This is a genomic window from Gordonia otitidis, from assembly GCF_020735545.1.
Classification (GTDB): Bacteria; Actinomycetota; Actinomycetes; order Mycobacteriales; family Mycobacteriaceae; genus Gordonia; species Gordonia otitidis.
On record NZ_CP085974.1, the window covers coordinates 3,227,390 to 3,251,605 of the forward strand.

At 66.7% G+C, this 24,216-nt stretch carries 22 protein-coding genes and 4 tRNA genes; 17 read left to right on the plus strand and 9 right to left on the minus strand.

The window, feature by feature from the left end:
* Positions 1-2 precede the first annotated feature (2 nt).
* Genes LK459_RS23335 through LK459_RS14785 form a run of 3 tightly spaced genes read left to right on the plus strand, consistent with a single transcriptional unit; the run spans position 3 to position 2,557 of the window.
* The gene (locus tag LK459_RS23335; protein ID WP_407648594.1) at positions 3-680 is read left to right on the plus strand and encodes a hypothetical protein; all 678 of its coding nucleotides are present in this window, start codon (positions 3-5) and stop codon (positions 678-680) included.
* A 10-nt stretch (positions 681-690) separates the two neighbouring features.
* Positions 691-1,848, plus strand: a complete 1,158-nt coding sequence (locus LK459_RS14780) for a glycosyltransferase family 4 protein (protein ID WP_227919204.1) — start codon at positions 691-693, stop codon at positions 1,846-1,848.
* A gap of 13 nt (positions 1,849-1,861) precedes the next feature.
* Positions 1,862-2,557, plus strand: a complete 696-nt coding sequence (locus tag LK459_RS14785; RefSeq protein WP_007239199.1) for a demethylmenaquinone methyltransferase — start codon at positions 1,862-1,864, stop codon at positions 2,555-2,557.
* Positions 2,558-2,900: 343 nt separating this feature from the next.
* Here the strand turns inward: LK459_RS14785 and LK459_RS14790 are convergent, their stop codons facing one another.
* Both LK459_RS14790 and LK459_RS14795 read right to left on the minus strand, forming a co-directional pair.
* Entirely contained in the window at positions 2,901-3,842 is a 942-nt protein-coding gene (locus LK459_RS14790; protein WP_227919211.1) for an oxygenase MpaB family protein, read from the minus strand.
* Positions 3,843-3,956: 114 nt separating this feature from the next.
* The gene (locus LK459_RS14795) at positions 3,957-5,243 is read right to left on the minus strand and encodes a geranylgeranyl reductase family protein (RefSeq protein ID WP_227919213.1); all 1,287 of its coding nucleotides are present in this window, start codon (positions 5,241-5,243) and stop codon (positions 3,957-3,959) included.
* Positions 5,244-5,362: 119 nt separating this feature from the next.
* Here LK459_RS14795 and LK459_RS14800 point away from each other — a divergent pair, with 119 nt between their 5' ends.
* Both LK459_RS14800 and htpX read left to right on the plus strand, forming a co-directional pair.
* Positions 5,363-6,376 carry a polyprenyl synthetase family protein gene (locus LK459_RS14800; protein ID WP_227919214.1) on the plus strand — a complete coding sequence of 338 codons (1,014 nt, stop codon included), beginning with the start codon at positions 5,363-5,365 and terminating at the stop codon, positions 6,374-6,376.
* 105 nt (positions 6,377-6,481) lie between these two features.
* Entirely contained in the window at positions 6,482-7,336 is an 855-nt protein-coding gene (htpX, locus tag LK459_RS14805; protein WP_407648595.1) for a zinc metalloprotease HtpX, read from the plus strand.
* 96 nt (positions 7,337-7,432) lie between these two features.
* Here the strand turns inward: htpX and LK459_RS14810 are convergent, their stop codons facing one another.
* On the minus strand, positions 7,433-7,924 hold the full coding sequence (locus LK459_RS14810) for a YajQ family cyclic di-GMP-binding protein (RefSeq protein WP_005169630.1): 492 nt from the start codon (positions 7,922-7,924) through the stop codon (positions 7,433-7,435).
* Between the two features lie 170 nt (positions 7,925-8,094).
* Here LK459_RS14810 and LK459_RS14815 point away from each other — a divergent pair.
* From LK459_RS14815 to LK459_RS14835, 5 genes are all read left to right on the plus strand, one after another.
* Positions 8,095-8,175, plus strand: a tRNA-Tyr gene (locus tag LK459_RS14815).
* Positions 8,176-8,299: 124 nt separating this feature from the next.
* Positions 8,300-8,372: transfer RNA gene (locus tag LK459_RS14820), tRNA-Thr, on the plus strand.
* A gap of 77 nt (positions 8,373-8,449) precedes the next feature.
* Positions 8,450-8,523, plus strand: a tRNA-Met gene (locus LK459_RS14825).
* Positions 8,524-8,611: 88 nt separating this feature from the next.
* Positions 8,612-8,779: a 50S ribosomal protein L33 gene (gene rpmG / locus LK459_RS14830; RefSeq protein ID WP_003929651.1), complete on the plus strand. Its 168-nt coding sequence runs from the start codon at positions 8,612-8,614 to the stop codon at positions 8,777-8,779.
* Positions 8,780-9,141: 362 nt separating this feature from the next.
* Positions 9,142-10,227, plus strand: a complete 1,086-nt coding sequence (locus LK459_RS14835) for a fused (3R)-hydroxyacyl-ACP dehydratase subunits HadA/HadB (RefSeq protein ID WP_227919216.1) — start codon at positions 9,142-9,144, stop codon at positions 10,225-10,227.
* 44 nt (positions 10,228-10,271) lie between these two features.
* Here LK459_RS14835 and LK459_RS14840 read toward each other — a convergent pair whose 3' ends face one another.
* Positions 10,272-11,588: a diacylglycerol/lipid kinase family protein gene (locus tag LK459_RS14840; RefSeq protein ID WP_227919218.1), complete on the minus strand. Its 1,317-nt coding sequence runs from the start codon at positions 11,586-11,588 to the stop codon at positions 10,272-10,274.
* Positions 11,585-12,589, minus strand: coding sequence for a DMT family transporter (locus LK459_RS14845; RefSeq protein WP_227919220.1), 1,005 nt, complete (start codon positions 12,587-12,589; stop codon positions 11,585-11,587). The genes LK459_RS14840 and LK459_RS14845 overlap by 4 nt, the downstream gene beginning before the upstream one ends.
* Between LK459_RS14845 and LK459_RS14850 the strand changes: the two genes are divergently transcribed.
* Positions 12,588-13,997, plus strand: a complete 1,410-nt coding sequence (locus tag LK459_RS14850; RefSeq protein ID WP_227919221.1) for an aminotransferase-like domain-containing protein — start codon at positions 12,588-12,590, stop codon at positions 13,995-13,997. The genes LK459_RS14845 and LK459_RS14850 overlap by 2 nt on opposite strands.
* 88 nt (positions 13,998-14,085) lie before the next feature.
* On the opposite strand, the gene LK459_RS14855 is transcribed toward LK459_RS14850, so the two are convergent.
* Positions 14,086-14,958 (minus strand): type IV toxin-antitoxin system AbiEi family antitoxin domain-containing protein, encoded by an 873-nt coding sequence (locus tag LK459_RS14855; RefSeq protein WP_227923776.1) that lies wholly within the window; start codon positions 14,956-14,958, stop codon positions 14,086-14,088.
* Positions 14,959-15,300: 342 nt separating this feature from the next.
* On the opposite strand from LK459_RS14855, the gene LK459_RS14860 reads away from it, so the two are divergent.
* From LK459_RS14860 to rplA, 5 genes are all read left to right on the plus strand, one after another.
* Positions 15,301-15,373: transfer RNA gene (locus LK459_RS14860), tRNA-Trp, on the plus strand.
* A 38-nt stretch (positions 15,374-15,411) separates the two neighbouring features.
* Complete coding sequence (gene secE / locus LK459_RS14865) at positions 15,412-15,870, plus strand: preprotein translocase subunit SecE (protein WP_227919226.1); 459 nt, start codon at positions 15,412-15,414, stop codon at positions 15,868-15,870.
* An 82-nt stretch (positions 15,871-15,952) separates the two neighbouring features.
* Entirely contained in the window at positions 15,953-16,861 is a 909-nt protein-coding gene (gene nusG / locus LK459_RS14870) for a transcription termination/antitermination protein NusG (RefSeq protein WP_227919228.1), read from the plus strand.
* Positions 16,862-16,980: 119 nt separating this feature from the next.
* Positions 16,981-17,415, plus strand: coding sequence for a 50S ribosomal protein L11 (rplK, locus tag LK459_RS14875; RefSeq protein WP_007239211.1), 435 nt, complete (start codon positions 16,981-16,983; stop codon positions 17,413-17,415).
* Between the two features lie 133 nt (positions 17,416-17,548).
* Positions 17,549-18,265, plus strand: coding sequence for a 50S ribosomal protein L1 (gene rplA / locus LK459_RS14880; protein WP_007239212.1), 717 nt, complete (start codon positions 17,549-17,551; stop codon positions 18,263-18,265).
* 92 nt (positions 18,266-18,357) lie between these two features.
* Here rplA and LK459_RS14885 read toward each other — a convergent pair whose 3' ends face one another.
* Positions 18,358-19,290: an alpha/beta fold hydrolase gene (locus LK459_RS14885; RefSeq protein WP_227919231.1), complete on the minus strand. Its 933-nt coding sequence runs from the start codon at positions 19,288-19,290 to the stop codon at positions 18,358-18,360.
* Positions 19,291-19,449: 159 nt separating this feature from the next.
* On the opposite strand from LK459_RS14885, the gene LK459_RS14890 reads away from it, so the two are divergent.
* Positions 19,450-19,821, plus strand: coding sequence for a PLDc N-terminal domain-containing protein (locus LK459_RS14890; protein ID WP_007239214.1), 372 nt, complete (start codon positions 19,450-19,452; stop codon positions 19,819-19,821).
* A 109-nt stretch (positions 19,822-19,930) separates the two neighbouring features.
* Here LK459_RS14890 and LK459_RS14895 read toward each other — a convergent pair whose 3' ends face one another.
* Entirely contained in the window at positions 19,931-22,513 is a 2,583-nt protein-coding gene (locus LK459_RS14895; protein ID WP_227919232.1) for a helix-turn-helix transcriptional regulator, read from the minus strand.
* A 107-nt stretch (positions 22,514-22,620) separates the two neighbouring features.
* Positions 22,621-24,192, minus strand: coding sequence for an amino acid permease (locus LK459_RS14900; RefSeq protein ID WP_227919234.1), 1,572 nt, complete (start codon positions 24,190-24,192; stop codon positions 22,621-22,623).
* Positions 24,193-24,216: the final 24 nt, after the last annotated feature.

Genomic DNA, 24,216 nt, shown 5'->3' on the forward strand with positions numbered 1-24,216 from the left:
CCATGAATCCGACCATCCTGCGACGTGTGCAGAAGGTACTGCTCACGCTCGGGCTGGTCGTGACGGCGATGTGCCTGGTGCTGATCGTGGCGTGTTTCCGCAACGACGCGGCGATCGAAGCGAACAAGGCGACGGTCACCGCCGACGTCGTCTACGCCGACCGGCTGCACGCCAACGCGTACTTCCAGACGCCCGACGGCTCGGTGCACAGTCCACGACTCGGCCTGCTGTATCCGACGGAGTTGACCGCGGGCCAGCGGATTCGTGTCGACTACAGCACCGCCAACCCCGACCTCGCCAAGCCGACGGGCCGCAGTGCTGTGCTCTCGATCGTGCCCGCGGTCTCGGTGGCCGTACTCGGTTGGATCGTCGTCGGTGCGTTGATGCTGGGCGTCGCGGAGTTCTCCCGACGCTGGGCTCGACGCCGCGCGGCGCGGCGCGCAGCTCGAAACGCGTCGGACGATCAGGGGAGCGGCGACTGGGAGTCACCCGACTCCGACGTCGAGGTCGGCTCGGGTGCGGTGCACAGCAGTAGCAGCGAGGTACCCGGCGCGGGTGCCGCCGGGACCGCGGCTGGGCCCGAGTCTGTGACGGCGTCCGACGGCTCCGCTGCCCAGACTTCACGTGGAGTTTCGGGACCCGACACGTCGGCCGAGGTTGCCGGAAACCTCACTCGCTGATTCTTGCGGCATGCGCGTCGCACTCGCCGCCGAGAGTTTTCTTCCGCAGGTCAACGGGGTCGTGAACTCTGTTCTCCGGGTCATCGACCACCTCGAACGCACCGGCCACGAGGCCGTGGTGATCGCTCCCGACTCGGCGCGCGGCGTAGAGCGCGGTCCGCGGATGGTGGGTCGACGCACGCCGGTGCATCTGCTGCCGTCGGTGAAGGTGCCGCGGGTGTCGTCGTTGCCGGTGGGCGTCCCAGCGCCCGTGCTGTATCGGACGCTGCGCGATTTCGAACCCGACGTCGTGCATCTCGCGTCGCCATTCGTCGTGGGCGGGGCGGCGGCGGTGGCCGCCCGACGCCTCGACATTCCCTCGGTCGCGGTGTTCCAGACAGACATCGCGGGATTCGCGGGCGCGTACCGACTCGGCGTCGCCTCCCGTGCGGCGTGGCGATACACCAGGCGTCTGCACGAGATGTGCGACCGAACCCTCGTGCCCTCCAGTGCGACGTTGGAATCCCTTGCGGCGAACGGGGTTCCGCGACTGCACAGGTGGGGTCGGGGCGTCGACACGCAGTTGTTCAACCCCGCTCGCCGTGACGAGGAGTTGCGTCGTGAATGGATGGGTGAGCGGGAGCGGTTGATCGTCGGATTCGTCGGACGATTGGCGCCGGAGAAGCACGTGGAACGATTGGCGTCGCTGGCGCACGACGACTCGCTGCGGCTGGTGATCGTCGGTGACGGACCCGAACGCGCGCGGTTGACACGACTGCTGCCGAACGCGGTGTTCACCGGGGAGTTGCGGGGTGTCGAGTTGGCCCGCGCGTACGCCAGCCTGGACGTCTTCGCGCATGCGGGCGAGCACGAGACCTTCTGTCAGGCGATCCAGGAGGCGATGGCGTCGGGCTTGCCCGTGGTCGGCCCCGACGCCGGGGGGCCGAGGGATCTGGTGTCGGCGTGGCGAACAGGATATCTCCTCGAACCGGCGTCGTATTCGGCGAAATTGCCCGAGGTGATCGACGTGCTGCGCGAGGACGCGCATCGCGCAGCGATGGGTCGGGCGGGGCTGGCCGCGGTGCGTGATCGCAGCTGGCCCGCGATCTGCGAGCAGCTGGTCGGGCACTACCGCGCCGTGATCGCTGCGCAGGGCGGACTGACCGACGGGATGCGGCTCGCCGGGTAGTAGCGTGGTCGCCATGGCCATCACCGACCGCGCAGGTCTCGACAAGGCGCCTGCCGAGGTCGCCGCCATGTTCGACGGCGTCGCGAAGCGCTACGACATCACGAACACGGTGCTCTCCTTCGCACAGGACCGTCGGTGGCGCAAGGCCACTCGTAAGGCGTTGGCGCTCGGCCCCTCGGACGTGGTGTTGGATCTCGCAGCGGGTACCGCGGTGTCGACCGTCGAACTGTCGGCGTCGGGGGCGAAGTGCATCGCCGCCGACTTCTCGCTGGGCATGTTGAAAGCGGGCGCCGACCGTGACGTGCCGAAGGTGGCAGCCGACGCGCTGGCACTGCCGTTCGCCGACGGTTCGTTCGACGCCGCCACGATCTCGTTCGGGCTGCGCAATGTCAACGACGTCGCGGTCGCGCTGGGTGAGCTCAACCGTGTGCTGAAAACCGGTGGGCGACTGGCGATCTGCGAGTTCTCGACGCCGACGTTCGGGCCATTCCGCACCGTGTACATGGAGTACCTGATGAAGGCGCTGCCCGCGGTGGCCACCAAGGTGTCGAGCAATCCAGCGGCGTATGTGTATCTGGCGGAATCGATCAGGGCGTGGCCGGACCAGTTCGGTCTGGGCGACCTGATCCGCGACGCGGGCTTCACCGACGTGCGCTGGCAGAACCTCACCGGCGGGATCGCCGCGGTGCACACCGGCCGCAAGGCGTAGCGCGAGCCGGAGCGGATCCAACGGACCGGGGTTGATGAACGGCCGGCGCTGATCAACGAACGGGCGCTGATCAATGAGCGGGCGATGATTAGCGAGCCGTGGGCTGGTCGACGGGGTGGGGTGCGTACACGATCGTGACGTGAGCGGAGAGCCGGGGAGATAATTGTCGTGGCGGTCCGCTGAGGACCGGATTGTGTATGCAGTCGGGCGGCAACCGGGAGGCTGTGCGCGCTCGGACCAGGTGGCTGGACTCGTGTCGTTTGTAGATGTGTTGTGTCGAAGTATGTGGGCGCTGCAGCACTCTCACCCTTCGATACGACACACGTATGGCTGGAGGATGCCGCTACGCCGAAGTCTTGTGCGCCACAGGGCAGCCCGTGGGGAAGGTGCCGAGGTCCTCGACGCGGTAACCGTTCGGGTAGCCCCGGACCTCGGCGGTGTCGATGGCGAAGACCGATTCGGTGCGCGGGGTGGCGAAGTAGCGGATCGCCAGTCCGCGTGCCTTGAGGCCTGCGGCCACGAGAACTCGCTCGGCGCGGGTGGGATGCGGGTAGCCGAAGGCGTCGAGAAGTGGCTCGTCCATGAGAGCGCGGGCGAGACGCTTGACCAGCGATGCCGGGAGCAGCTTGTACGGCATGAAGGTGGTGAGGAGCTCGAGGGTCGAATCCGCCACTGCGCGTGAGCCTTCGCGAAAGGCGAAGTTCTCGCGCTCGTAGGAGTCCATCAGCGTTTCGAACTCGGCGAAGGTCTCGGGGATGTCCTTGATCCCCATGTACTTCCCCAGCGTGCGGTAGTAGTTGGTGACGCCGTCGATCTCGCGCTGGGTGAGCGAACGCCACTCGTACGCGTTGATCCAGCGCGGTGGGCAGACGACGAATGTGGCGAGCACGTAGAGCATGTCGTCGTTGGAGATGTCGTAGCGACCGTGCATCTGATTGATTCGGCGAATGGCTGCGTGCCCCTCACTGCCCGGCTCGAAGCCGTGTTCGACGGGTGCGGACAGCAGCAGAGCGGTGTCGTCGTAGCGCTTCTGTACCTCGTCGGTGAATTGTGAAGTCGCGTAGAGCAACTCACCGATCGACGGAACCGCGTAGGTGCGGAACAGTGCAAAGCTCAGTGCCTGGGTGGTGCCCCAGACGAACTCCTTGGTGGACAGTTCGAGTGCGTACGTACGCGGATCCTCGGCAGGGTCGACGGCGGCGAGTTCGTCGCGGCGCCGATAGCGCTCACGCCTGCGCGCCGAGATCTGCCCGAAGAGTCGCGACGACAGTGTCTGCGCAGGCATGAGGATCTCCCAGGGTTGGCGATGTGTGCTGCGACACAGTTATACGTGGAACGTATCACGCATAACGTCTCACGCCAATGGTCGCGACGTCGGCCGCCGCAGCCGAGCGCCGACTCAGACGAACGGGGGTCGGTGGTCGACCCGCGTGGAGACCCGTCCTACGCCGCGCCAGACGCGGGCCACCAGGTCGGTGTCGTCGTCGGTGATCAGATTGCCCATCACGCGCACGACCAGCGACATGAGTCCGGCCGACCTGATTCCCGGTCGGCCGAGCAGCGGTACCGCTGTGGGGACCGTCAGCACTCCGGCGAGTCGTCGGGCTGCGGAGAAGGCGAGCCCGTAGTGGTCGATGAGTGTTCGCTGCCATTCGCCGGTGTGGTCGGGGGCGCCGAGACGCTCGGCGGCCAGTCTGCCGGTTTCGAGGGCGTAGTCGATGCCCTCGCCGTTGAGCGGATTCACGCACGCGGCGGCGTCGCCGATCAGCATCCAGTTCGGCCCGGCAACGCCCGAGACCGCGCCACCCATCGGGAGCAGCGCAGACGTCAGCCGAACAGGCTCCCCGGTGATCTGCCACTCGTCGGCCACCATGCGCGCGTAATGCTCGAGGATCGGACGTAAAGCCATGTGCGCGGGACGTTTCGACGTCGCGAGCGCGCCGACACCGACGTTGAGCAGGCCGACTGCGGAGTCCTCGGTGTCCGCTCGTGCGCCAGCCGCGTGAGCGGAGCCGCCGAGCGGGAAGACCCAGCCGTAGCCCGGCAGGAGCGCGTCGTCGGGGGCGCGCAGTTCGAGGTGTGAGCCCATCCAGTTCTCGTTCGCGCGCCGCGACGGGACGTATGCGCGAGCTGCGACGCCGAATGCCGTGTCGCGGTGCCACTCACGGCCGAGCTTCTTGCCAAGCGTCGAGCGCACACCGTCGGCGACGATCACCTCACGAACCCTGATGGTGCGCGGTCCGTCGGCGCCGTCGACGGTCACGGCAGTGATCCGGTCGCCGCTGCGCTCGACGTCTACGGCCTTGGCGCCCTGGCACATTCGGGCGCCCCGACTGACCGCCAGCGCGCGCAGCTCGTCGTCGAGTTCCATCCTGGTGATGGCGCTTCCGTGGGCGGGGAAGCGACCCGCGGGCCACGGGATGCGTTGGGTCGCGCCCCAGCCGTGCAGTTCGAGTCCGTCGATGCGTGGGCTGGCGGCGAGGCGGTCGGCGAATCCGAGGTCGACCAGTTCGGCGGTCGCGCGCGGTGTCAGGCCGTCGCCGCAGGTCTTGTCACGCGGAAAGACGGCGGCGTCGAGGAGTACGACGTCGTGGCCGGCAGTCGCGGCATGGGCGGCAGCAGCGGACCCGCCCGGGCCTGCGCCGACCACGAGGACGTCGGCGCTCTCGGGGATCTGGCTCGTCACCCGACCAGTATGTCGTCCACCCGCGCGAGCGCTGCAGTCCCGCCCGTTGATCCCGTCGGCGCGGACGCGAGCACTCCCGCCGAGTCGCGCGCACGTGCGCACCGACTAGGCTCGGCGGAGTGAAGTCGACTTTCGCGGGGCTGGATCTGGGTTCCGAAGAGTTCGCGGGCACGGTGCGGACGGCGTTGGCCCAGGTAGAGGAATTGTTGCTGTCGGAACTGGCGTCGGGCGACGACGTCATGACGGAGGCTGCGACACACCTGGCCAAGGCGGGTGGCAAGCGGTTCCGCCCGATGTTCGCGATCCTCTCCGCGCAGTTCGGTCCGCGTCCGGATGCGAGCGAAGTGATCACGGCAGCGACGGTCGTGGAGATGATCCACCTTGCGACGCTCTATCACGACGACGTCATGGACGAGGCCCCGATGCGACGCGGAGCGCAGAGCGCCAACGCACGATGGTCCAACAGCATCGCGATCCTGTCCGGCGACTACCTGTTCGCGCGCGCATCGCGACTGGTGTCGACGCTTGGCCCGGAGTCGGTGCGGATCATCGCCGAGACCTTCGCGGAACTGGTCACGGGGCAGATGCGCGAGACGATCGGCGCCCGCGACGCCGATCCCATCGACCACTACCTGAAAGTGGTGTGGGAGAAGACCGGTTCGCTGATCGCCGCGGCAGGTCGGTTCGGCGCGATGACCTCTGGGGCCACGGTCGACGACATCGAGCGCCTCTCACGACTCGGCGACATCGTCGGCACCGCATTCCAGCTCTCCGACGACATCATCGACATCAGCTCCCCGACAGGTGATTCGGGCAAAACGCCGGGAACGGACCTGCGTGAGGGTGTGCACACGCTCCCGGTGCTGTACGCGTTGGCCGACGACGACGCCTCGTCGAAGAGGCTGCGGCAACTGCTCGTCGACGACGGAGGTTCGGCGCGACCGCTGACCGACGACGCCGAGGTCGCCGAAGCGCTCGGCCTGCTCGTCGGGTCGCGCGGGATGGCGCAGGCGAACGCGACGCTGCGCGGTTACGCCGATGAGGCGGGGCAGGTTCTCGGAGCCCTTCCCGACGGCCCGGCACATGCGGCGTTCACCTCGTTGGTGGATTACACGATCGCCCGCACCGGGTAGGGCCGACGGTGTTCGACGCCGCGCGGAAACCGAAACGGACCCTGGATCGTTTGAGGGACTGAGAGCCCCGGCATGGCGTCGGCGGCGAGATCGGACGAGGATCTGATGCGAAACGGTGTGAAGACTGCGCTCCTGCTCGGCACTATGTCGGCGTTGATCGTGGCAATCGGTGCGTGCTTCCGGAGCCCGGCAGTCCTCTGGGGTTCAGTGATCCTCGCGATCGCAGTGAACGCCTACGTGTATTTCAACAGCGCGAAGATGTCGCTCAAGGCGATGCATGCGCAGCCCGTGACCGAGGTCGAGGCGCCCGTGCTGAACCGGATCGTCCGTGAGTTGGCGACGCAGGCGCGACAGCCCATGCCTGCGCTGTACATCAGCCCCACGGAGTCGCCGAACGCGTTCGCGACCGGACGCAATCCCAAGAACGCGGCTGTCTGCTGCACCGCAGGCATTCTGCGGCTGCTCGACGAACGCGAGCTACGCGCCGTGCTCGGGCACGAACTGTCGCACGTCTACAACCGTGACATCCTGATCAGCTCGGTCGCGGGCGCGATGGCCGCGATCATCAGCGGCCTGGCGAACTTTGCGATGTTCTTCGGGATGTCGGGCAACCGCAACAACGGACCCAATCCGATCGCGCTGATCCTCATCTCGCTGCTCGGACCGTTCGCCGCGACGCTCATCAAACTCGCGGTCTCGAGGTCGCGGGAGTACCAAGCCGATCAGTCGGGCGCGGCGCTGACCAACGATCCGTTGGCCCTGGCGTCGGCGCTGGCCAAGATCTCCGGCGGCATCCAGGTGGCGCCGCTGCCCCCGCAGCCCGACATCGCGGCGCAGAGCCACGCGATGATCGAGAGCCCGTTCCGCGCCACCGACCGCATGGCCAAGCTGTTCTCGACGCACCCGCCGACCGAGGAGCGCATCAGGCGACTGCAGGAGATGGCGCGCCGCGGGGTGTAGATCTCGTGGGCCCGCGCAGCAAATCAGCTGCTCGTCGAGTGAGGCTCGACGAGCGGAGCGAGGAGGCTCGGAGCGAGAACGGGCCCGCGCAGAGAATCAGCGGTAGTTGACGAACTGCAGGGCGATGCCGAAGTCCTCGCCCTTGAGTAGCGCGATGACTGCCTGGAGGTCGTCGCGCTTCTTGCTCGAGACACGCAGCTCGTCGCCCTGGATCTGTGCCTTGACGCCCTTGGGTCCCTCGTCGCGGATCTTCTTGGAGATCTTCTTGGCGTGCTCGGAGTCGATGCCCTGCACCAGGTTGCCGGAGATCTTGTAGGTCTTGCCCGACGCCTGCACCTCGCCGGCGTCGAACGCCTTGAGCGAGATGTCGCGGCGGATCAGCTTTTCCTTGAACACCTCGAGCCCTGCTTGAGCGCGCTCCTCGGCGTCGGAAGTGATCACGATCGTCTCCTCGCCGGACCAGTCGATGCCGGTGTTGGTGCCGCGGAAGTCGTAGCGCTGCGAGAGTTCCTTCGCGGCCTGGTTGAGGGCGTTGTCGACCTCTTGGCGGTCGATCTTGCTCACCACGTCGAACGATGAATCAGCCATGGGTCTCAGCCTAGCCCGCGGACTCTCGGGCTCTGGGGGGCAGTGGTCCGGCAGCCGGGTCGGCGCGCCTCACAGAGCGCTGAACTGCACGTTTGCGTCAACGGCCGGGATTCGTTGTATTCTTCTCGGCGTTGTTCGTGCGGCCTCGCGGGGCTTGCTCGGAACGACACGGCAGGTTGCCCGAGCGGCCAAAGGGAGCGGACTGTAAATCCGTCGCGCAAGCTACATAGGTTCGAATCCTATACCTGCCACAGCGAGGTGAACGTGCAGTCGGCGGTCCATCGGAGAGCTGGTAGAGCAGCGATTTGGTGAGCCGCCGCCTCGGTGTGTAACCTCGTTAAGGCTCTCCGGACGCCCACACGGGCTGCCGGAAACGCCCCCTTAGCTCAGTCGGCAGAGCGTTTCCATGGTAAGGAAAAGGTCGACGGTTCGATTCCGTCAGGGGGCTCGGTAGGACTTGAACGCCCGACGCCGCAGCGCCACCGCGAGGACTGCGTCCACGCTGACGGAGTTCTGAGTCTCCATGGCGGTGTAGCTCAGCTGGTTAGAGCGCACGACTCATAATCGTGAGGTCGAGGGATCGAGTCCCTCCACCGCTACACGTAAGGCTTGTCGCGCGGCCCGGGTCGGGCGAGGCGGCGCCTAGTGCTCCGACGACACAGACCCACCCGAAAGAAGGCGAACCCAGTGGCTTCCTCAACTGACGTGCGGCCCAAGATCACCCTGGCCTGCGAGGTGTGCAAGCACCGCAACTACATCACCAAGAAGAACCGTCGCAACGATCCCGATCGTCTCGAGATCAAGAAGTTCTGCCCGAACTGCGGCAAGCACCAGGCGCACAAGGAATCGCGCTAGTCAGCTCCATCGACGGACATGCTGTCGTCGAGTGCGCTGATCGGGGATTGCCGTATCGATGACGGCCGGTCGGCCGATTTCCTCTGACGGAGTCACCCGTCGGGCTCGCTCGGCCGTCGCAATCTCGTCCTACGGCGCGGTGCGTGTCGGCGTCGAGCGGGATGCGCAACCTGCGCGGTCCGTCGTAACGGGAAGCGCTCCACAAAGTTTTTCAACTGCGGGCTGTCTCACACGAGGCGGCCCGCAGTTGTCGTTCAGATGAAGTATTTCAGTACAGTTGCCTGCGAGTATGTGTCGGAGACGAGGACCGGACAGCCCCCGGCCGTCGGACCCGCAGGCGAGTGCAGCAAGGAGATCAGCCGATGTCACAGATCACCGACAGCGAGATCCAGGAACGGATCGAAGCACTGAAAAGTGGTGTGAAGCTGACTCCCGAAGAGATCGCGGCGCACACGAAATCGATGGTCGGCTACAACTACACCGTCGACGATTATTACGAGGTCGGCCGCGAAGAAGTGCGTAAGCACGCACGCGCCGTGCAGGATGCGCACCCCGTCCACTGGGACGAGGATGCGGCCAAGGCGATGGGCCACGACACGCTGATCGCGGCACCCACGTTCGTGTCGGTTCTCGGGATCATCGCGCAGCGTCGACTCTTCGAAGACATCGTCACCGGCTACGACCTGTGGCAGATCATGCAGACCGACCAGCGACTGATCTTCCACCAGCCCATCAAGGTCGGTGACCGGTTGATCTGCGACGTCTCGCTGGAGTCGTTCCGTCAGATGGGCGGCGCCGACGTGATGGTCACCAAGAACATCATCTGGAACCAACACGACGAGCCGGTGATGACCACCTTCACCAGCCTGGTCGCACGGCCAGCGGTCGACGCCGATCCCGAGGTCCTCGACGAACTCGAGCACGTCATGATGAAGGTCGACAAGGAGCCCACGCTCCCACGGAGCGTCCACGGACCCTTCGACCGCTACAACGATGCGGACCCGGTCGTCGCGCCGAAGCCGTATGCGGCCATCAGCTTTGACGACCTCGAGGTCGGTCAGGAACTCCCGCCGATGACGAAGACACTCACTCGCGGCAACCTGGTCAACTATGCGGGCGTCGCCGGGGATCCCAACCCGATCCACTTCTCCGACGAGATCGCCAAGGTCATCGGGCTGGAGACGGTCGTCGCGCACGGCATGCAGACGATGGGTCTCGGTGCGAGCTTCATCACCGAGTTCGTCGGTGATCCCGCAGCGATCTACGAGTACAACGTGCGATTCACGAGCCCTGTGTACGTCCACCCCGACACCTACGCCGACATCGATTTCACGGGCAAGATCAAGTCGCTCGACCCGGAGACCCGACGCGGCGTGATCACCATCGTCGCCAAGCAAGGCGACCGCAAGATCTTCGGGCGCGCGCAGGCGCACGTGCAGTTCAACTGACGGGGCGGCCGGTCCCGAAAGGCTAGACCAGGCGCTCGCGACGCTCAGCTGACGGAGATCGGCTGGATGTGAACCGGCTTGCCGAGCGCGATGCGACACAGCGCTCGCACCGAGTCGACGGCGCCGTCGGGCACGTCGGCTGACGGTGACGCGCCGGGGTGCTGTCGCGCGATGCGGGCACGCAGGACCCGATGCCGGATCTCGAACCGCACCGGCGCCGTGAGCGTTGCGGCCTCGCCGTCGATGCCGGCGTTGAGGTCGGTGTCCGAATCGATCTCGAACGTCGGAGCCACCCACTCACTCCACAGGTGTTGGAGGCGTTCGGAACCCGGCCGCGACGCCGGATCTGCGATGACGGCGACGCCGAGCAGCCCGTCTTCGATGCTGGGTCTGGTGCCCGACCCGATGATGTGTCCGAGACGGTACTGGTTGTTGGACACCATGATCGCGGCGACGGACTCGTGCGCTGTGCCGTGCGGGTCGTGCCAGGAGACCGACGGCTGATCGGAGTTGGGACCCAGCACCTGCGACGCGACGTCGAGCAAGGTCTTGGCTTTCGCGTTGCGGTAGCTCTCGCGCTGAACCGCCTCGCCGTAGACGCCGAGTGAGACGTTGTTGACGAAGACCTGTCCGTTGACGACGCCGAGGTCGACGCGGCGTTCGCCACCCTCGACGAAGGAGTCGAGTGCTCCGACGGCGTCGTCGCGGTCGACGCCGAGGTCGAGGGCGAAGTGGTTACGCGTGCCCGAGGGGATGCACGCGTACGGCAGATCGTGCGACGCCGCGACGTCGGCGACAACCGCCTGCGAACCGTCGCCGCCGGCCATCGCGAGTCCGTCGGCGCCGTCGGCGACAGCACCCTCGGCGAGGGCTCGTAGATCGTCTCCCTTCACCAGTTCGACGGTCCGGTAGCCTCGACGTTCCGCTTCGTCGGCGAGGTGGAGCCGGTCGGCCTTCCCGTCGCCGGAGCGTCGGTTGTAGATGAGGACGGGGTTGGTCGGGGGAGCGACGACGGGCAGCGGCACCGAGATGCGGAACGCCCGAGCTGCCGCTGCGATCGCGAGCGCGAAGAGAGCGATCACCACGAGCGTGCCGACGAGCAGCCACCAGCTGCGCATCACCACCACCACGATCGCGACGACCGCCAGGATCACCGCGACGATCAGCTCAGCGAGGCGTCGGGTCCCGATGTTGAACAATCCGTCGATCGCCAGTCCGGCCGCGATGAGCAGGAGCACCAGCGCGATGAGTCCGACCGGAAACTGTGCCGCGGCCGATATCACGGCGAGCACCGCCCCGGCGGCACCCGCGACGAGGGAGAGGATGGCAGCACCGCGTCGTTGTCCCGCAGATCTTGTCATCTGCTCACGATACGCAGCCGACCAGTCGTGACGTGGGACATCCGCGCCCGCAGCGAGGTGCTGTCACGGGTGCGACTCCGGACGGTGAACGCAGCGCACGCGATGACCGCGAGACCACCGCCGACGACGCCGAGCGAGATGGCCTCGCCGAGCAGCAGCGCAGACCACGCCACCGACAGCACCGGCTGGACGAGTTGGGTCTGGCTGACGACGGTCATCGGGCCGATCGCGAGACCTCGATACCAGGCGAAGAATCCGAGGAACATGCTGACCGCGCACAGATAGGCGAACGCCGACCACTGTGCGGTCGTGATGTCCGTGGGCGGGTGTAGGTGGATCGACCGCGCCGACACGACGGCCATGACGGGCAGCGCGAGCACCAGGGCCCAGCAGATGGTCTGCCACGCGCCGAGTTCGCGCGCGAGAATGCCACCCTGCGCGTACCCGATCGCACCGAGCAGGACAGCGCAGATCAGGTAGAGGTCGTCGACGCCGCCGCCCGACGTCCCGCCATGCGCCACGAACGCGAACACCACCGTGGCGGCGGCGCCCGCGCTCGCGCCGATCCAGAAACGCAGACTGGGACGTTCGCGGGTGAGCATGACCGCGACCACGGCGGTCATGGCGGGCAGGAGTCCGACGATGACCGCGGCATGCCCGGAGTCGGAATGTCGCAGCGCCAGCGAGGTGAACAACGGGAAGCCGACGACGACGCCCGCGGCGACGGGGATCAGGCGAAGCCAGTGCCGGGCGGAGGGGATGGCCGTGCGGGTGATACCGAGAGCGAACACCGCCAGTGCCGCTGCGACGACGGCCCTGCCGCAACCGACGAGGAGTGGATCGAGTCCCGGGGAGTCCGAGGAGCCGACGGCGATGCGGGTGAAAGGAACCGAGAACGAGAACGCGGCGACCCCGACGAAGCCCCAGAGCAGTCCACTGGCTCGCGCACGCGGCGATAGCGCAGGAGCGAAGTGCCCGATAGCGCTACTATCAATATTCATGTCCGACGATAGCAGTGCGCCGATAGTGCGTCACCTGAGAACGCTCGCCGACCGGCAGCCTGCCGGGTCGCGACTGCCGTCGACGCGCGCGTTGGCGAAGCAGTTCGGTGCGGGTCCGGTCACGGTGCAACGCGCGCTCGCGGCGCTCGTTGCCGAGGGGATCGTCGAAACACGCTCAGGTGAAGGAACATTCGTGGCATTTCGACGTCGCGACGCGCGGCGCGACGTCGGGTGGCAAACCGCAGCACTCGGCCCCGACCGCTCGAGAGTTCCCGTGACGGCGTCGACGCTGCGCATGGTTCCGCACGACACCATCGCGATGCACGGCGGATACCCAGACGCCGAACTGCTACCGCAGGACTCGGTCGCGGCAGCGGTGCGTCGGGTGTCGCGGCGTGCGGACGCGTTCACGCGACCGCCCGTCGCGGGAGTTCCGGAGTTGCGTCGCTGGTTCGTGAGCGATCTCGTCGGCGAAAGCACTTCGGGGGGTGGGGGATGGCGCGACTCCGACGTCGTCATCACCTCCGGTGGCCAGGCCGCGCTCGCTGCGACCATGCGAGCGATCGCCGCGCCGGGAGAGGCGATCGTGATGGAGTCGCCGACCTACTGGGGCGCGATAGCGGCGGCGCGGCAGGCGGGCCTCGTAATCGTGCCCGTGCCGAGGACCGCCGGGGCGCCGAGCGCAGCCGATCTCGACTCGGCGTTCGCCACCTCGGGCGCACGTGTCTTCTACGCGCAGCCGAACTATGCCAACCCGACCGGCGAGCAGTGGTCGGCGCAGCAGCGCGCGGAGGTTCTCGACGTGGTGGCAGCGCATCGCGCGTTCGTCGTCGAGGACGACTGGGCGCATGACTTCGGCATCGACGCCGCTCCATGCACACTCGTCTCCGCGGATGTGAACGGCCACGTCGTCTACCTGAGGTCGCTGACAAAGAGCATGTCGCTGTCGATCAGGGTTGCCGCGGTGATGGCGCGCGGGCCGGTGCGACAGCGCATCGAGAGCGCATTGGCGCTCTCCGACCTGTACGTCTCGCCGCTCCTGCAGCTCGCAGCGCTCGACGTCGTGACGCGATCCACATGGCGGACGTCGCTGCAGCGGCTGCGTCGCGGGCTCGGGGCCCGCCGCGACGCGCTGCTCGACGCACTGGCCGCTGAGCCGTCACTGACCGCGACACGACCGCCGGGAGGGCTGCACCTGTGGGTCCGTCTGCCCGATGTGGGCGACGGAGGTGTGCCCACCGACTCCGACGTCGTCGCGGCGCGGGCACTTGCACGCGGGCTGTCGGTGGTCGCGGGCCGCGAGTGGTTCCCCGCCGAACCGACCGGCCCATACGTGCGGTTGAGCTATGCGGCGGCGGGCCCCGACCGCTACGCCGAGGCGGTGGAGATCCTCGCGGGGTCGTGTTAGCCGGTGTTCTGACCGAAAGGGCGGGATTGCGGTTGCCCAGAGGTGCGCAATCCGAGCGCCTGGGCAACCGCAAGTCGACCGGGCCTGGCTAGGCGGCCGACACTTCCAGTGCGTCGAGGATCTGGTGGGCAGTGGCGTCGGGGCGTCGAGTGATGTCGTCCCAGGTGAAATTCAACACCCGCCAACCGTCCGCGAGGAGGGCGTTGCGCTTGGTCCGGTCACGTTGGAAAGCCTTGGCGTCGCGGTGGAACGCGAAGCCGTCGATTTCGACGACGAGCCGCGCCTCGCGGAACACGAAGTCGAGGAGGTATCCGAGGACCTCGGTGTTGGCCGTCCAGCCGGTGATGCCATGGGCGTCGAAGAGCGCGGTGGCCGTCCGCTCTGCCTCGGATCGTGCGCCGGATCGCAGCGCGTCGAAGAGTCGGCGGGCCTCGGGTGCGCCACGACGACGCGGGTAACGGCTCAGTGCGTCGTCGAGTTCGGTGATGGTGACGCGGCGCGTGAGTAGTGCGTTGTCGACGGTCGAGGTGTCGCCATCGGCGGCGATGTCGAGCAGGGCGGTTGCGGCTGATGCCACGCGCAGCCCATCGACTACGACAACGTCTGCTTCGTGCAGGCGCCGATGCGTGACGAGAACGCCTGCCGATGCACCTGCGTGGCGACCCTTGACCTGCGTGGCGATGGTGATCTTCGACGGAAAGGCGCTGGTGATGCCGTGCCACCATGCGGCCGACGACCCGATGAGCACCGCGGATTTGCCGACCGATGCGACCGCGATCCGGACTCGTACACGCGAGGTTCGTGGATGGTCGACGGTACGGAAGGTGCCCGCCGCCTCGCGCACCCACGTGCCGGCCGAGAGCCGACGCTGCACAGAATGCCTGCTGAGGCCGAGGGCGCGAGCCTGTGCGAGAGTGATGACGCCGTCGTGAGTCGACAGGTGGTGTGCGAGCGTGGTCATGCGGTATCGGACGTGGCGGGTCGCCCTGAGGTTCCACGTCAGAGTTTCCACGCCGGGGGCCGAGAGCTTGCGGTTGCGCAGACGTGCGGAATCCGAGCGTCTGAGCAACCGGAACTCCAGGCGCTGACGGGAGGGGCGTCGACCTGGAGTGTTTTGGGTTAAGTGGGCCCGGTGATCTACACTGAAGTGTCAGGTTTACCCTTGACTTGCGCGCCGCCCATAGGGTGGCGCGTTGGTTTTGTCGGGGACGGTGTGGCGATCGACGCGATCGGTACGCTGGAACCGGCAGGTCGACCGAAGACCGGCAACTGCCGAGCTCGTAAAGAGTTGACGCAGTCGCAAAGGGGCGTAGCTCAACTGGCAGAGCAGCGGTCTCCAAAACCGCAGGTTGCAGGTTCAAGTCCTGTCGCCCCTGCCCTGGAGAGGGCACACGTTGACGAGAGGACCTCGAAGGTGAGCAAGCGAGATCGAGCCGCCCGCGCGAAAAACGACGGGCAGTCCACCGCCGCCGATTCGGCAGCGGAGGAGCTCGAGAGCCGCGACGACACCGTCGAAGCCGCGGACGCGTCGGACGAGTTGCGTCCGACCGGCAAGCGTTCGGGACGTGGTCGTCGCTCGTCGGCGGGTGCCGTCGACACGAAAGACGGCGACTCGGAATCCGACGGCGGATCCGCGGTTGCCGTCAAGGAACGCAAGGTAAAGAAGGCGTCCGAGCAGAGCAGCAATCCGTTTGTGCGGATCTGGGTGTTCATGCAGCAGGTCGTCTCGGAGATGAAGAAGGTCATCTGGCCGTCACGACGCGAGACGATCACGTACACGATCATCGTGCTCGTGTTCGTGGTGTTGATGACAGCGTTCATCTTCGGGATCGACCTCGGCTTCGCCAAGCTAGTTCTCTGGATCCTCGGCTGATTCGGGCTCACTCAGGTGAGCCCGCTCCCGACCGGGTCATCCGACGGACGACCAACTTCATGAAAGAGGAGCGTGGGCTGCAGTGAGCACCCCGGATAACGAGTTCGAACCGACCGATGTGGCCGACACGGTCGACGCTGCTGCGACCGACGCCGGAAGCGAAGCGAGCGGGTCGAATACTGCGACCGACGCCGGAAGCGAAGCGACCGTCGACGAGACCGACGATCCGGGCACCGAGGCGCAGGTCGAGGCAGCCGAAGACGAGGCAGCGGCCGTCGACGGTGGCGAGGACGCAGTCGAGCAGGCCGAAGCCGCCGACGACCTCGCAGCAAGCGACGACGCGGCAGCAGCCGATGACGCCGAGGCAGAAGAGATCGACCCCGCCGAAGAGCTGCGCAAGCAACTGCGTCGCGCACCGGGCGAGTGGTACGTGATCCACAGCTACGCCGGCTACGAGAACAAGGTCAAGACCAACCTCGAGACCCGGGTGCAGAACCTCGACGTCGGCGACTACATCTTCCAGGTCGAGGTCCCGACCGAAGAGGTCACCGAGATCAAGAACGGTCAGCCCAAGAAGGTCAACCGCAAGGTGCTGCCCGGTTACATCCTGGTGCGCATGGATCTCAATGACGAGTCGTGGGGCGCGGTGCGCAACACCCCGGGCGTCACGGGCTTCGTCGGAATGACCAGCAAGCCGTCGCCGTTGAGTCTCAACGAAGTGCTGCAGTTCCTGCTGCCGCGGACCCCTGCCAAGAAGGCTGCCGCCAAGGGCGCCGAGAGCGTCGAGCAGGCCGCAGCGGCCGCGACGTCGGTCGTCGAGGTCGACTTCGAGGTCGGCGAGTCGGTCACCGTCATGGACGGTCCGTTCGCGACGCTGCCCGCGTCGATCAGCGAGGTCAACGCGGAGCAGCGCAAGGTCAAGGTGCTCGTGTCGATCTTCGGTCGCGAGACGCCGGTGGAACTCGGCTTCAACCAGGTCGAGAAGATCTGACCGCACGGGGTTCGGCCCCGTGAACGCCCGGAACGGCAGCTAGCGGCTGACCGGGTGACATGAACTTCCACGCCTCCAGCGGACGTGGATCTGCAAAGAAAACAAGCAAGGAACAAAGGATGCCTCCCAAGAAGAAGAAGCTCGCCGGGATCATCAAGCTCCAGATCCAGGCAGGCCAGGCCAACCCGGCCCCGCCCGTGGGTCCGGCGCTCGGTCAGCACGGCGTGAACATCATGGAATTCTGCAAGGCGTACAACGCGGCGACCGAGTCGCAGCGTGGCAACGTCGTGCCGGTCGAGATCTTCGTGTACGAAGACCGCTCGTTCGACTTCAAGCTCAAGACCCCGCCTGCGGCCAAGCTGCTGCTCAAGGCCGCCGGTCTGCAGAAGGGTTCTGGCGAGCCGCACACGAAGAAGGTCGGCAAGGTCTCGATGGACCAGGTCCGCGAGATCGCCAAGACCAAGGCCGAAGACCTCAACGCCACCGACGTCGACCAGGCCGCGAAGATCATCGCCGGCACTGCTCGGTCCATGGGTATCACGGTCGAGGGCTGATTTCCCCGGCGTGGTCACACGATGGGTGTTCGCTTCGCGCGCGCCCGGTGCGACCAGCGACAAGTGAGTGGGAGGGCCGGCTCGGCCCAGACACCACCAACCCGAATCATCAACACGGAGAAAGAACAGAGCAATGAGCAAGAACAGCAAGGCCTACAAGGCCGCGGCCGAAAAGGTCGACAAGAGCAAGCTCTACAGCCCGCTGGAGGCTGTCGAGCTGGCCAAGGACACGTCGTCGAAGAACACCGATTCGACCGTCGAGGTCGCAATGCGGCTGGGCGTCGACCCTCGTAAGGCAGACCAGATGGTTCGAGGCACCGTCAATCTGCCTCACGGTACGGGTAAGACCGCCCGCGTGATCGTGTTCGCCGCAGGCGACAAGGCTGCCGAGGCCGTCGCAGCAGGTGCCGACGAGGTCGGTGCCGAGGACCTGATCGAGAAGATCCAGGGCGGCTGGCTCGACTTCGACGCCGCGATCGCCACGCCGGATCAGATGGCGAAGGTCGGTCGTATCGCGCGTGTTCTCGGACCGCGCGGCCTGATGCCGAACCCGAAGACGGGCACCGTCACCACCGATGTGACCAAGGCCGTCAACGACATCAAGGGCGGCAAGATCAACTTCCGCGTCGACAAGGCTGCCAACCTGCACTTCGTCATCGGTAAGGCGTCGTTCGACCCGGCCAAGCTGGCCGAGAACTACGGCGCTGCGTACGACGAGATCATGCGTGCAAAGCCGTCGGCTGCCAAGGGTCGCTACATCAAGAAGGTGACCGTCTCGACGACGTCGGGCCCGGGTATCCCCGTCGACCCGGCCGTGACGCGCAACTTCGCCGAGGCCCCGCAGGCCTGATGCAACGTAATCTGTTGTAGCGCAACAGATCAGAAGCCCCCGAGTGCCACTGGTGCTCGGGGGCTTCTGCGTCTGAGGCTGCGGGTCGGTGACTATCCCCCGCAGCGCTGCGCGAAGGCGATGATCTCGTCGGCCACCTCGTCGCGGATCTCGGGTTCGTTGTGCACCTCGTGGCGGAAGCCGGTGTAGATGCGGGCGCGCACGTCGTTATGTCCGCTCGCGACCAGGGCGTTGCCGACGTGGTAGGCGCCCTCGCCGTAGTTGCCGACCGGGTCGGCGTCGCCCGCGAGGATGAGCACCGGGAGGTCGGTGCGGACGGTCGGGTACCAGGTGTCGGCGTTGACGGCGTCGTAGAGGTCTACGAACCCGCGGATGAATCGCACCGACATGGGCGCCCCGAAGTTGTTGAACGGGTCACGAGCGTGGTCGCGCACCACACCGGGATCGCGCGCCACCCACGCGGTGGGGAAGGCGTCGTGCCCGTAGCGGGAGGTGAAGCCGTCGAACATCTGAGTCGTGTAGGTCTCCGTCGCGGTCGACGTCGGGTCGGTTTCGGCAGCGAGAGCCGCGCGGTCGAGGACGCTGTCGATGCCATGGATCTCGGCAGCGATACCGCAGAGGATGAGCCCGTTGAGCCAGTCGCTGTCATCGGAGACCAGGCCGCGCGCGATCATCGATCCCCATGAATGCCCGAAGACGACGTAGGGCAAGTGGGGGTACAGCTCGCGGACCTTGTCGCGAAGTGTGCGCTCGTCGGCCACGACGACACGGTCGGCGTCGTCCCCGGCATCTGCCCACACACCCGATGTCATGGCCGTCTTGCCGTGTCCGGCGTGGTCGTCGGCGACGACGACGAACCCGGCGTCGAGGAGTCGGGTGATCAGCCGGAGGTACCGCCGTGAGTGTTCACCGAGGCCGTGGATCACGTGGATGATGCCGCGCGTCTTGGTGGCGGGTTCGTAGACCCAGGCGAAGATGGTGTCGCGGTCGTTGGCCGACGTGAACTCGATCTCGCGAAGTGACAACGGTGTCCTCTTTCGACGGGCCGCGTGCGCGGCGTGGGTGCGGTCGGTTATCGAGGTTAGACCTCGATTTCTCCTGGCGGGCACGTGTCAGGTATGCCAGAATCAACCGGTTGTTTTCTTTTGCGAAGAATCCACTCGGACGAACTCAGGAGCCGGTACATGCCGTATCTCGGATTGATCTACGTGGCGATCTTGGTCATAGCCCTGATCGACATCATCAACACCGACGACGCACTCGTGCGCGGAATGCCGAAGCTGGTCTGGATTCTCCTCGTGGTCCTGCTGCCCCTCATCGGCGCGCTGCTGTGGCTGGCTCTCGGACGTCCGACCGCCGATGATCGTCCGCGCGGTGCTGCGCCGGGTTCGGTCGCCGCGGAGTTCCCGGAATACGACCGTCCGGGCCGCTACATCCCCGAAGACACCGAGGCCGATCGCGAGTTTCTCGCCGCGGTGCGTGCGCGCGCGGAGGAGCAACGACGTATCGCCCGCGAGCAGGCGCGACGCCGCCAGGACGGCGACGCCGCGTCGTGATCGGTTGCCGAGCTCGGCCTCGGGCGTGCGGGTCAGGCGTCGACGTTCTCGGCGTCCACCTGCTCGATCGGCCCGGTGTCGGGAGTGATCCCGAACGTCGGTGCAGGGGTCAGTCGTCGTGGTCGCGTCGTCGGATCGGCTCACCAAGACGCTGGCCCGCCCGGTAGATGTGGCCTTCGACAGTGCGGACAGACAGCGAAAGTCGTTCCGCGATGGCCTTGTTGGACAATCCGCGCCGCGCGAGTGTGACGATCTCGTGCTGGCGGGTCGGGATAGGGGCATCGGATGTCGCGGCGATGATCGCAGGCGTGTTCAGCCCGAGGCGTTCGCGGAGTTCTTCGAGGTGTTCCAGGGCCGACAGACGTGCACCGTTGCGGTCGGCTGCGGCGTAGGCGGCGGCCGCGTGGGCGTAGGCGTCGGCCGCGGCGTCGAGCATCCCGATACTGCGATACGACGTCGCGGCCCCGCACAGTGCGTCGCCATCACGCTGCGTCAGGGCCAGAGCGTGGTCGGCGGCGGCCTGCGCGCGCGGCACGTCGGACAGCTCTGCTGCGAGTTCGCCGAGCCGCTGCACGTGATCGGTGGCGCCCCAGCGCAGGGCGGTGTGTAGTGCGAACAACTCGGGTGCGCGCAACCCCGCATCACGTGCGCGCGCAGCGATCGCGACGGCGCCGGCGATAGCAGCGGACACAACGCCGTCGAGCGCCGAACGCCAGCAGGCCAGCAGGTCGATCCGGTCGCGACCGTAACCGAGAGCGCCACGCGGCGGATCGGGCAGACGTTCGACGCACTCGTCCAGAACCGCCCGGTCACCTGCCAGTGCCGCGGCGTATGCGCGTTCGATGTAGAACGGCAACCGCATGAAGTCGGGACCGCCGCAGGCCAGCATGTCCCGGAGGGTTGCGTCGAGGCTGAGTGCGGCGTCGCGGGCATCGCCGTGCGCCACTGCGGTGAGACCGCGGATGCCCCATGCCCAGTACACCGCGATGCCTCCTCCGACGTCCTCGGTGACGGTGGCGACGTCGGAGGCGATCATGTCGAGAGTCACGAGATCGCCGGTGAGCGCACAGAAGTATGCGTGCATGTAGCCGACCTCGGCGCGGTGGTATGCCGCGGCGCGGAACGTGTCGGCGATCTGGTACGACGCCTTGGCGGTGTCGTTCATCTCCCGCACCCGCCCGAGGCTGCCCAGCGCGGCAATCCTGCCCCACCCGACGAACATGCCGAACAGCGGCGGCAGGGAGTCTATGGCGGGGAAGGACGAACCGAGCTCCAGGGCACGATCGGGGTTGCCCGAGACCGCATCGCAGAGAAAGTCGATCATTCTCCTCGTCTGTTCGCCCACGCCCTCGTCATAGACCATCGAACGGGCGCCTGCGGCGTCGTCGAAAACCCAGAAGCGGTTGGCCGCACGCAGGAACGCGACGGTGTCACGCGTTTCGGCGTCGTCGATGTCGGCGAGCGGCGCCAGTGCCGCCTCGGCCGCGTCACCCCAACCCGACACCGAGAGCGAATACCCGTGCTGAAGGGTTGCGGGAATCGCGATCGGACCATCGAGTGCCTTCGCGGTCAGCTCGCGCGCGAGTTTCAGGTTCAGTTGGTGAAGGGCTGCTGTCGCACCGTCGAGGATGAGTGAATCCCTTGTCGCGGGATCGATGTCGGCGTCGACGGCGAGTAGCGCCCGACGGATCGATGCGGTGCTGTCGGTTGTGTGATCGGCCGTGATCTGCTCGGCCAGGCGCGCACGCAGTCGGCGGAGTCGCGCCACGCTCGCCCGCGCCAACCTCACTTCCGCGTACAGGGGATGACCGATCCGCACGTGCGGGTCCCCGCCAAACGGCTCGGTGTCGTCGACGACGATGTAGCCCGCCGACTCAGCGGCTTCGATGTCCTCGGACGCACACAAATGCTCGAGCACCGACATGGCGAGGGGCTCGGCGAGTGCGACCGAGTCGACGACCTCCAGCACAGGATCCGAGGCGCCACCCAACTGGGCCTCGACGGTGGTCGACAACGAATCCGGCACGCGTAGTTCGGAATCGATGACCCAGAAGTCGCCGCGTCGGATGATGGCGCCCTGCTCGATGTTGGCCTCACACAGCGCGATCAGGTACAGCGGATTTCCGTGCGTCAGGGTCCACAGACGTGCGGCCAACGGTGCCGATACCCGACCCCGCAATCCGACGCGCAGAAATTCCTCGGTCTCCTCGGCGGTCAGCGGCGGCACGGTCATCACCGGGATGGTGCCCTCGCGCAGCAGGTCGGTGACGGACGTGGTCGGCGGGGCCCCGTCGCGGAGAACGGCGAGGATCGTCACCGACGGTCTGCTGCGTAGCCGGTGCACCACCAGCATCGACTGCTCGTCGAGACGGTCGATGTCGTCGATGACGAGGATCTGCCTGGGACGTGCGGAGAGCCTGGCGACCAGATCGGAGATTCGCCGCAGCGGGTCGGTCACCTCGTTGTCGATCCACGCGGCGAATGCGCTCAACGGCACCTGCGGGCTCGCGGCGGTGCCCGAGATCCAATGCACCGGCAGGGGCAGACCCGCCACCGACTCGCGCACCAGTCGGGTCTTACCGCAACCTGCCGGGCCGCGGAGCAGCAGGAATCCGCCGGACGGGGTCAACAGTTCGGTTCTGATGCGTGCGGCCTCGGCGGCTCTTGCCGACCACGGCCAGCGGTCGCTCATGCGGCGACCCTATGGCACCGCGACCGGTGATGTGCGCTGGTGCTCGAATTGTCCAAAGATTGTCCGGTGTGGTCGACGCACATCGACCACACCGGACCCGCGGGCCGTCAGGCGTCAACGACTTCGGCGTCGACCTGCTTGATCGGACCGGTGAACCACTTCTTCACCGACGCGTGCCAGTAGCCGTAGAGCAGGATCAGTGCGCCGCCCACGAGCAATGGCGTGTAGTTGACGTACTTCCACTCGAAGCTCGGGTCCCACGGCATGCCGCCGAGTGAGGTGGGGAACATCGCGACGAGCGAGGTCAGTGCGATCTCGATGAGCGCGAGCGGTGCGATCCACTTGTACTTCGAGCCGAGCGTCCACGAGCCCGCCTCGAAGGAGTCGCCCGCCTTCCAGCGGTAGTAGATCGGGACCGCGAAGCACATGTACAGGCCGACGACGCCGATGGACACCACCGCGTAGAAGGCGACCGGTACCGGTGCGCCGTTGATGTCGACCGACACCAGCGCCGGCAGGGTGATGATCGCGGCGATGGTGGCCGTCGCGACGACGGCATTGGCGGGCATGCCGTTGGAGCGGACCCGCGACCACAGCTTGTGGCCTGGGACCGCACCGTCACGGCTGAACGCGAACATCATGCGCGACGCGCTCGTCTGGCACGCGGCCGTGCAGAAGAGCTGGCCCGCGGTCGAGATGATCAGCACGACGCCTGCCCACTTGGAGGTGAGCGCCTGCGTGAAGATGGTCGCCACGGCGCCGCCGCTCTTCGAGACGCCGTCGGCGTCCTGCACGGCGAACAAGAAGCTGAGCAGCAACACCCAGCCGCCGACCGCGGAGTACGCGATGGACCGCCAAATACCCTGTGCCGCAGCGTTCGCCGCCCCCTTGGTCTCCTCGGAGAGGTGGGCGGACGCGTCGTATCCGGTGATCGTGTACTGCGTGAGGATCGCCGAGATGGGCAGGACGAAGAGGACGAAGCCGAAGCCCGACGTCTTGCCGTCGAAGATGCCGCTGTTGTTGATGGTCTTGGCCAAGACATCGGAGAACGAGGCGTGCTGGTCGGGAAGGAGGAACAGGATGAGAATGACTGCGGCAGCGCCGAATACGTGCCACCACACGGAGATGTTGTTGATCATCGACAGCAGGTGGCCGGAGAAGATGTTGATCAGCGCGGCGCACGCCAGGATGATCAGGAAGATGACGAAGACGCGTGTGAGGCTGTAGCCGTCGAGCCATGACTGGCTGAAGGTGCCGATGGTCAGGTCGAGGAAGGTCGCGGCGCCGTACGCCACCGAGGCGAGGATCGCGACGAGGCCGATGAGGTTGAGCCATCCCGTGTAGAAGCCGGCCTTCGCACCACCGAGTTTGGCTGCCCACCAATAGATTCCGCCGGACGTGGGGTAGGCGGAGACGAGCTCTGCCATGCAGAAGCCGATCAGCAGGATGAAAATCGACACGATCGGCCAGCCCCAGGCGATCGCCGCCGGTCCGCCGTTGTTCCAGCCGAGTCCGAACGACGTGAAGCATCCGGAGAGTATCGAGATGATCGAGAACGAGATCGCGAAATTGGAGAACCCGGACCAGGACCGGTGCAACTCCTGTGTGTAGCCGAGCCGCGCGAGGTGGGCCTCGTCGTCGGAGAGATCGTCGGCAAGGGTGTCATGGCCTTCGGGCATGGGGTACTCCCGCGAGTGAGTGAT

Excerpts from the sequence above, each read along its gene's own strand:
- LK459_RS23335 (WP_407648594.1), top strand. The coding sequence starts at position 3 with ATGAATCCGACCATCCTGCGACGTGTGCAGAAGGTACTGCTCACGCTC.
- LK459_RS14780 (WP_227919204.1), top strand. The coding sequence starts at position 691 with ATGCGCGTCGCACTCGCCGCCGAGAGTTTTCTTCCGCAGGTCAACGGG.
- LK459_RS14785 (WP_007239199.1), top strand. The coding sequence starts at position 1,862 with ATGGCCATCACCGACCGCGCAGGTCTCGACAAGGCGCCTGCCGAGGTC.
- LK459_RS14790 (WP_227919211.1), bottom strand. The coding sequence starts at position 3,842 with ATGCCTGCGCAGACACTGTCGTCGCGACTCTTCGGGCAGATCTCGGCG.
- htpX (WP_407648595.1), top strand. The coding sequence starts at position 6,482 with ATGCGAAACGGTGTGAAGACTGCGCTCCTGCTCGGCACTATGTCGGCG.
- LK459_RS14810 (WP_005169630.1), bottom strand. The coding sequence starts at position 7,924 with ATGGCTGATTCATCGTTCGACGTGGTGAGCAAGATCGACCGCCAAGAG.
- LK459_RS14835 (WP_227919216.1), top strand. The coding sequence starts at position 9,142 with ATGTCACAGATCACCGACAGCGAGATCCAGGAACGGATCGAAGCACTG.
- LK459_RS14840 (WP_227919218.1), bottom strand. The coding sequence starts at position 11,588 with ATGACAAGATCTGCGGGACAACGACGCGGTGCTGCCATCCTCTCCCTC.
- LK459_RS14850 (WP_227919221.1), top strand. The coding sequence starts at position 12,588 with ATGTCCGACGATAGCAGTGCGCCGATAGTGCGTCACCTGAGAACGCTC.
- LK459_RS14845 (WP_227919220.1), bottom strand. The coding sequence starts at position 12,589 with ATGAATATTGATAGTAGCGCTATCGGGCACTTCGCTCCTGCGCTATCG.
- LK459_RS14855 (WP_227923776.1), bottom strand. The coding sequence starts at position 14,958 with ATGACCACGCTCGCACACCACCTGTCGACTCACGACGGCGTCATCACT.
- rplK (WP_007239211.1), top strand. The coding sequence starts at position 16,981 with ATGCCTCCCAAGAAGAAGAAGCTCGCCGGGATCATCAAGCTCCAGATC.
- rplA (WP_007239212.1), top strand. The coding sequence starts at position 17,549 with ATGAGCAAGAACAGCAAGGCCTACAAGGCCGCGGCCGAAAAGGTCGAC.
- LK459_RS14890 (WP_007239214.1), top strand. The coding sequence starts at position 19,450 with ATGCCGTATCTCGGATTGATCTACGTGGCGATCTTGGTCATAGCCCTG.
- LK459_RS14895 (WP_227919232.1), bottom strand. The coding sequence starts at position 22,513 with ATGAGCGACCGCTGGCCGTGGTCGGCAAGAGCCGCCGAGGCCGCACGC.
- LK459_RS14900 (WP_227919234.1), bottom strand. The coding sequence starts at position 24,192 with ATGCCCGAAGGCCATGACACCCTTGCCGACGATCTCTCCGACGACGAG.